Origin of the sequence: Kitasatospora sp. SUK 42 (assembly GCF_015776785.2) — a bacterium.
GTDB lineage: Bacteria > Actinomycetota > Actinomycetes > Streptomycetales > Streptomycetaceae > Kitasatospora.
In genome coordinates this window covers 1,065,085-1,072,785 of record NZ_LFMD02000003.1, presented here as the reverse complement: position 1 = coordinate 1,072,785, position 7,701 = coordinate 1,065,085, and the positions used below count along the sequence as shown (strand labels likewise).

5 protein-coding genes and 1 pseudogene are annotated in these 7,701 nt (G+C 73.5%); 2 read left to right on the top strand and 4 right to left on the bottom strand.

The features are described 5' to 3' along the window. Positions 1–569 precede the first annotated feature (569 nt). A pseudogene (locus tag RZ50_RS14465) lies at positions 570–1,572 on the bottom strand (helix-turn-helix domain-containing protein); the annotation flags it as partial. A 959-nt stretch (positions 1,573–2,531) separates the two neighbouring features. Between RZ50_RS14465 and RZ50_RS30125 the strand changes: the two are divergent. Next, entirely contained in the window at positions 2,532–3,332 is an 801-nt protein-coding gene (locus RZ50_RS30125) for a GNAT family N-acetyltransferase (RefSeq protein ID WP_196948360.1), read from the top strand. 87 nt (positions 3,333–3,419) lie between these two features. Here the strand turns inward: RZ50_RS30125 and RZ50_RS29130 are convergent, their stop codons facing one another. Next, positions 3,420–4,643 carry an HAD family hydrolase gene (locus RZ50_RS29130; RefSeq protein ID WP_254802490.1) on the bottom strand — a complete coding sequence of 408 codons (1,224 nt, stop codon included), beginning with the start codon at positions 4,641–4,643 and terminating at the stop codon, positions 3,420–3,422. 451 nt (positions 4,644–5,094) lie between these two features. Then, complete coding sequence (locus RZ50_RS14450) at positions 5,095–5,418, bottom strand: hypothetical protein (RefSeq protein ID WP_196948361.1); 324 nt, start codon at positions 5,416–5,418, stop codon at positions 5,095–5,097. 261 nt (positions 5,419–5,679) lie between these two features. On the opposite strand from RZ50_RS14450, the gene RZ50_RS14445 reads away from it, so the two are divergent. After that, positions 5,680–6,171 carry a universal stress protein gene (locus RZ50_RS14445; RefSeq protein WP_374199946.1) on the top strand — a complete coding sequence of 164 codons (492 nt, stop codon included), beginning with the start codon at positions 5,680–5,682 and terminating at the stop codon, positions 6,169–6,171. A gap of 234 nt (positions 6,172–6,405) precedes the next feature. On the opposite strand, the gene RZ50_RS14440 is transcribed toward RZ50_RS14445, so the two are convergent. After that, on the bottom strand, positions 6,406–7,596 hold the full coding sequence (locus tag RZ50_RS14440) for an acyl-CoA dehydrogenase family protein (protein WP_196948363.1): 1,191 nt from the start codon (positions 7,594–7,596) through the stop codon (positions 6,406–6,408). Between the last annotated feature and the right edge of the window lie 105 nt (positions 7,597–7,701).

Sequence of the window (7,701 nt, the reverse complement as noted above, 5' to 3'; positions counted from 1 at the left end):
GCCGCCCGGCACGCCGTGCCCGCGCCCGGCCGCACCCGGCTCGTCCCCGGGCCGCTCGACCGCGCTGCGGTACCCCTGGCCCTGGCCGCGCGCCCCCGGCTGGGGGTGGCCGTCCTCGGCCGCCGCGTGCTCGGCGGTCCGCTGCGGACGCCCCGCACCCGGACCGGCCTGCGGCGGCACCAGCGGTGCCCGCGCCGGACCGCGCCCCGCACCCTGCTGCCCGGGGTGCGGCTGCTGCCCGGCCTGCTGGTGCGGGTACGGCTGGCCCGGTCGGGCGTGGAAGCCCGGGGCGGCCGGCGTCCCGGCCTGTCCCGGTCCGTAGGCTCCGCCCGGCCCGTACGCCCCGCCGGGACCGTGCGGCACCGGCTGCCCGTGCGGACCGGACTGGCCGACCGGCACCTGCGCGCCGGGACCGGACGGGAACGGGTGGCCCGGCTGCCCGCCGTGCACCGCCCCGCCGAACAGTGATGCGCCTGCCGCCGCGGCGGCCGCAGCCGCCGCCGCGTGCGGCAGCGCGCCGGGCAGCCGCAGCTCGCCGCCGTGCACCCCGGCAGGGGTCGGCGACTGCTGCCCGGGCCGACGGGCCCGGTAGCTGGTCCGGTACGCGGCCGGGGAGACCCCGAGCTGGCGGCGGAAGTGCCCGCGCAGCGCGACCGGTGAACGGAACCCGCACCGGCGCGCGACGTCGTCCACCGACAGCTCCGAGGTCTCCAGCAGCCGCTGCGCCTGGAGCACCCGCTGGGTGATCAGCCACTGCAACGGCGCACTGCCGGTGAGCGTGCGGAACCGCCGGTCGAAGGTGCGCCGGCTCATGTAGGCACGAGCCGCCAGCACCTCGACGTCGAACTGCTGGTTGAGGTTCTCCAGCGCCCAGGTGACCACCTCGGCCAACGGGTCGTTGCCGATCTCTTCAGGTAAAGACTGATCGATGTACTGGGCCTGTCCGCCGCCGCTGCGGCGGTTCGGCACCACCAGCCGACGGGCCAGCGCGTTGGCCGCCTCGGCGCCGTGGTCGCTGCGCACCACGTGCAGGCACAGGTCGATCCCGGCGGCGGTGCCGGCCGAGGTGAGCACGTCGCCGTCGTCCACGAAGAGCTCGCGCGGGTCGACGTGCACCCGGGGGTAGCGCTTGGCGAGCGTCGGCGCGTACATCCAGTGGGTGGTCGCCGGGCGGCCGTCGAGCAGGCCGGCCGCGGCGAGCACGAAGGCGCCGGTGCAGAGCCCGATGATCCGCGCGCCCTCGTGGTGGGCCTTGCGTAGGGCGGTGATCGCCTCGACCGGCGGGGGCTGGGAGATTGAGCGCCAGGCCGGTACGACGATCGTGCCGGCCCGGGCGAGGGCCTCCAGGCCGTACGGCGCGGAGAGGGTCAGTCCGCCGGTGGTGGCCAGCGGGCCCTCCTCACCGGCGCAGACCAGCAGCCGGTAGCGGGGGACCCCGGCGTCCTGGCGGTCCACGCCGAAGACGGAGAGCGGGATGGAGCTCTCGAAGATCGGGGCGCCGCCGAAGATCAGGACCGCGACGGTCTCCCGGCGGCGTCGGCCGGACAGTTTGCGCGGGGCCGAGACCGTCACCGGGGTCGTCGGGGAGCCGTTGGCGCCCGGGCCGCCGTTGTGGCCGCCGTGCCCCAGCGGGTTGTGGGCGGGCACGGTGCCCAGGGCGAGGCCGCCGAGCGGGCCGCCGGTGGCACCGTTCAGGCCCGGGGCCGCGCCGGTGGCCGGGTAGCCGGGGCCGGAATGGCCGGCGGCCGGGTGGCCGGAGTGGTCGGAGCCGTAGGCCGGGCCGTGGTTGCCGTAGGCCTGGGACGGGTTGACGAATCCTCGGCTGACGGGCTGTCCGCCGGGGTTCGGGTACCCGCCCTGGGCCTGCTGCGCCCCGTACGGAACCGGACCGCCGTGCTCGGCCGAGGCCGGGCCGGTGGCGGCGGACGGCACTGCGGGGTACACGGAGTGCGGGGTGTGCGGGGAGGGGCCCGGAGTACTCGGGGCGCCGGAGGTGCGGGTGGTGGTGGCGATCGCGGAGGTGCCGGTGCTTCTCGCGGACCGACCTGCGGTGCCGGCCAGCGCCTGGCCGCTGTCAGGACCCGCGTCGCTCCTGCTCACCCTGCTCAAGGCGCTCAAGCCCCCTCGGTGGTGTGGTGTGGGTGGTGCGGCACTGCTAGCCAAGATCGAAATCTATCGGGTGGACCATTGCCGTTGTGACAAGTTCACCATCCGACGCTATGTCGACATGGCAATTTGGCGTGATGCATTCGATCACGAAGCGTGGCACCCGTCGACCCTTCTGGGAAGAGGGCCGGTGCAACGGTGGCTGGTTGTCGCGCGGCACTTCCTGGGGCGTCTGGCTTCCGGGCGCCCGGCCGGCGGGTCTGGGCTGCGGATTTGTCCAAGGGGGAGGGACCGGCGTGAAATTGACCGAAAATCGGCGGTGCACGAGAGGGCGCACGGCCGCGCACCGTGCGCCTCCCAGGCTTCATCCGGCCAGTGTCGGGGCGGCGGAATCAGGGCCGGGCCCACCGGGTTACCGTCCTGCCGTGAACACCGACAGCCGGCTCGAACAGGCCAACGAAAACGCCGCCGCCTTCTGGCTCGCCCAAGCCCGCGCACACGGCTGGCGGTCCGAGGTCCGGCCGGGACTGACGGCGGTCCGCTGCGCCCGCACCCCGGACGATTCGCACCGCTTCCTGGTCACCCGCCCCTATGCCGAACCTGGCCTGATGGAACAGGAGTTGGCGGATCTGATGGATGAGTGGGCGACCGTGCGCCTCATCCTGGAGGACCCGTACGGCGGGCTCGACCTCTCCCGCTTCGGGGCCACCAGGATGCCGATCATGCCGGTGATGGCCCGGGAGCCCGGCCCCGTCGAGGGGACGGCGGCAGGGCTGCCCGCCGTCTCGGAGGCGCGCGAGGGAGGGGTCCTGACGGCCGATGAGGCGCTGGACGGCGACGCCCTCGCGCTGGTCGAGCGGATCATAGTGGAGGGCTTCCCGCTGCCCGCCCGGCAGCCCTGGGTCCGGAACGACGCGCTCCCGGAACGACTGCTGCGCGACAGCGGCCTCCGCGCCTGGCTGGGCCGCATCGACGGCGCTGCGGCGGGCGCCTGCCTCACCTACGACAACGGCCGCGCCACCGGGGTGTACTGGGTCGCCACCATGCCCGACCGGCGCGGTCAGGGCGTGGCCCGCGCCGTCCTGCAGACCGCCCTGGCCCACGCGCACCCGGACCGCCCGGCCACCCTGGTCGCCACCTCGGTCGGCGAGCCGCTCTACCGCCAGCTCGGGTTCACCGAGCTCGCCCGGACCTGCTGGTGGACCCGCACCTCGGCGAGCGGCTGACCTGCGGCGGTAGCGCTCGGCGTGGTCGGGGCAATCGGCGCGGCCGGGGCGGTCGGCGCGGTCGGCGCGGCGGGCCCGCGCCGGACGCTACCGGGCGGCGGCCGCTGTGGTCGTGGTCGTCGCCGGGGCCTGTGTGGTGGCTGTAGCGGCGGCCGTGGCGACCGGTGCCACCGTCCTCGCCGCGACCGGCGCCGTCACCGACGCGACGGTCACCACCACGGTCGGCGCCGAGGCGAAGGCGGTCTGGACGAGCACGGCCCCATCGGGCACGGCCGCGTCAGGCGCGGCGCCATCGGGCACGGCGCGGAGGGGCGTTGCGCGCGCCACCACGACGGCTCGGCCGGGGTTCGCACCCGGGCCCGTCCCCGCCTCGGCGGCGGACCCGGCCCGCAATGCCGTGCTCGGGCGGCCGTCGGCGATCGCGGCAAACCCGCCTGATCGGTTTCGGACACCGGATCCCGCTCCGAAGCCCGAGGCAGCGGCTGTTCCGCCGCTCACGGGAACGGGTGCACTCGGTCCGTCCGGCGCGGTCGCCGTCAGGCGTGCGCCGGACCGCGCGCCGAGCAGCGCCGTCGTGTGCACCGGCCCTGCGGCGACCCGCCGCCGGCCCGGCCCGCCCACACGGGCGTCCGGTCGCGCCGAGGGCGCGTTGCGCGCGGAGAGCACCAGACCGACGGCCTCCGGCAGACCGGCCGCCTTCAGCGTCGGCCGGTAGCCGGTCTCCGCCCACGGCCGTCCGTGGTGCAGCCAGACGCTGCGCAGCCCGGCCAGTTCGGCACCCGCGATGTCGGCGGGGGCGTGGTCCCCGACCATCCAGGTGTGCGCCGCCCAGTCCCCGGTCGGTCGGATGCCGCACCGTTGGGCGGCTATCTCGAATATCAGCGGGTCCGGTTTGACGCAGTCCGCCTCCTCCGAGATCACCCAGCCGTCGACCAGCGGACCCAGCCCGGTCCGTCGGATCTTCTCCAACTGCGGCCGGGTACCGCCGTTGGAGACGATCCCGAGCGTCCACCCGGCCGTCCGCGCCGCCCGCAGCGCCTCGATGTTCCGGGGCGGACAGTGGATGTGCGAGTTGATGCCGCGTCGGAAGTGGGCGAGCAGGAGCTCGACGGAGGCGTCCAGCCCGTAGCGGCGCCGGACGGCGGACAGTACGGTGCTGCGCGGCACGTAGCCGCCACCGTCGAGGGTGACGAACCAGTCGAGGTCGTCGGCCGGCAGGTCGTGTTCGGACAGGAAGTCCTGCGCCCAGGCCCGGAAAGCGGCGTCCCGGGGGAGCAGCGTGTTGTCGAGGTCGAACAAGAGCAGGGGCATGTCGAGCATGGTGCCAGCGGCCGGGCCTATGCATGTGGCAAATGCCAGAGCGCGTCGCGAAGCCGTACGAAGTGGCTGAATCGGGCCCGGACACCAGGTGGACGGGTGGTGGCTGGAGGGGCTGGGGGAGTCCGTCGGGGCTGGTGGGACATGACGATTCGTGTCGTAACGGTTCGCGACGTCCCGCAACGGATCGTCGCCGATCAATGACAGTCCGGTCACGGTGTCCCGTGGGCCTGTTGCGCCTCCCGGTCCGCTCAGTCAAGCTCCAGGGAACCTCCTTTCCGGAGGGGGCGCGATCACCTGCGAGCGGGGCGCACTGCCACGGCGGGCGCATCCCTCTTTCGCGGGAACAACGTCGCTCCGGGGCTTCGCCGCTGGGCTGGGCCCCGTGCCCGTCGTACTCTGAAAGGAACAGGTCACATACGGTGCTGCGTCGTGCAGACCGACGTCATCCCGTGGGCGGGCCTGCTGCCCGGGCAGCGTTGTCCTCTCCTGTCGGCCCCTCTCCCTTGAAGAGCCGTGAGCCATGGCTGGTTTTGAGCCTTCCCGACCGGTGGAACCGGATGTACCCCGCAGCGTGGGTGCAGGAGCCGGGAGAGATGCCGCCCGTACGGACGTCGATCCGGTCGACGGAAGCCTCCCGGCCGACGGGCATCTCGACGGGCACCTTGGCGGGCACCTTGAAGCGCGATCCGAAGGCCGTGCCGACCGCTCCGAAGGCCGTGCCGACGAAGACCTCGACGACGGCGTCGGCGAGCGCGCCGATGCGCACGCCGAGCCCCCTGTCCGTCCGCCGACCGGCGAGCCGGACCACGGGCCGCCCGGTGCCGCAGAGCCGGCGCAGCCTGCGGCCGTCGGTCCCGCCCGGGGTGAACTCCGGGGCCTCGTACGCGCGTTGCGCGGACTCACCCGCCGGGGAAGCCTCGCCCACCGCGACCGCCCCGGGCCGCGCCAGCGTCGCGGCGAGCCACCGGCCGGCCCTTCGGAGCCCCCGGTGACGGGCCGCACGGGCCCGGGTGCCGAGCGCCCGGAGGTGACGTCCGACGCGCTCGGCGGGGACCTCGGGCCGTCACCCCAGGAAGTGCCCGGGCGCTCCCTGGACCCCGCGTTCCAGCACGGCGTCGTGGTCGGTTTCGACGGCTCGCTGTCGAGCGAGCGCGCGCTCGCCTACGCGGTCGGCATGGCGCGCCGATCGCAGTGCGGCCTGGTGATCGTGCACGTCGCCAACCGCCTGCCCGCCACGGTCTGGGCGGGCTGCGAACCGCCCGTCTTCGTCGATCTGCCCGACCACCGGACCGAGGTGCTGGGCCTGGAACTCGCCTGTGCGGACTTCCTCGCGGGGGTGCCGTGGATCCTGGTCGAGCGCGGCGGCGACATCTGCCACGAGATCGAGGAGGTCGGCCGCGAGTACGCCGCCGACGCGATCGTCGTCGGCACGACGCACGGCCTGCTCGGCAAGATCTTCGGCTCGGTCTCCGGACGGCTGGCGCGGCGGGCCAACCGCCCGGTGATCGTGATTCCCTGAGGATCCGGGACAGATCCCCGAGGATCGCCGGAGGACTTCCACGGAATTCCTCCGTGGCCGCCCCGATGCCTTCTCGGGCAGTTCCTTCGGCGGTTCTTCCGATAGCTCCTCTTCGATAGCTCCTCCGATGTCGCCTTCACCGTGGGCCGCTCCCCAACATCCCTCAGGGAGCAGTGTGTTGACCTGGTCGGCCCGGCGGCCCCGGCTCAGGAGGTGACCATCAGGAAGTGATCGTCACGACGTGACGCCGAGCTCCCGGGCGATGAGCATGCGCTGGACCTCAGACGTGCCCTCCCCGATCTCAAGAATCTTGCAGTCACGCCAGAAGCGGGCGACCGGGAATTCGTTCATGAAGCCGTACCCGCCGTGGATCTGGGTCGCCTCGCGGGCGTTGTCGACGGCGGCCTCGGACGAGTACAGCTTCGCGATCGCGGCCTCCTTCTTGAACGGTTCGCCGTGCAGCAGCCGGGAGGCGGCGTCCCGCCAGGCCAGGCGGGACGTGTGGGCGCGCAGCTCCATGTCGGCAAGCTTGAACTGGATGGCCTGGTTGGCACCGATCGGGCGGCCGAAGGCCCGGCGGGTGCCGGCGTACTTGACGGACTCGTCCACGCAACCCTGGGCCAGGCCGGTGGCCAGGGCCGCGATGGCGATGCGGCCCTCGTCGAGGATCCGCAGGAACTGGGCGTAGCCTCGGCCACGCTCGCCCAGCAGGTTGGCCGCAGGGACGCGGCAGTCGGTAAAGGACAGTTCGCGGGTGTCGGATGCGTTCCACCCGACCTTCGAGTACTTCTTCGAGACCTGGAACCCCGGGGTCCCGGTGGGCACGATGATGGAGGAGATCTCCCGTACAGGCGAGCGGAATTCGCCCTCTTCACTCGAACGAGCGATCGGCTCGGTGAGCGCGGTGACGGTGACCAGTCCGGTGATGTCCGTGCCGGAGTTGGTGATGAAGCACTTGGTGCCGTTGATGACCCACTCGTCGGTGGTCTCGTCGTACCGCGCGGTCGTCCGGGTGGCCCCGGCGTCCGAACCGCCCTCCGGTTCGGTGAGGCCGAAGGCGCCGAGGAGTTCGCCGGAGGTCAGCCGGGGCAGCCACTCGCGCTTCTGCTCCTCCGTGCCGAAGCGGTGGATCGGCATCGCGCCGAGCGAGACGGCGGCCTCCAGGGTGATCGCCACCGAGGAGTCGACGCGGGCGAGTTCCTCCAGGGCGATACCGAGGGCGAAGTAGTCGCCGCCCATGCCGCCGTACTCCTCCGGGAAGGGCAGGCCGAACAGGCCCATCCGCCCCATCTCGCGGACGATCTCGTAGGGGAACTCCTCCCGTTCGTAGAACTCGCCGATCTTCGGCGCCACCACGTCCTGGGCGAACTCGGCGACGGTGCGCCGCAGTTCCTCGTACTCGCTGCTGAGCCGGTGGTCGAGCATCTGATCCTCCTGGCGCCCGGCCGGGGTGGCCGCGGGCGTGAGCGGGATGACCGGCGTCCGTCTGACGGTGTGACGGTCGCGCGGTGTGGTCGTCGGATGGGGGTG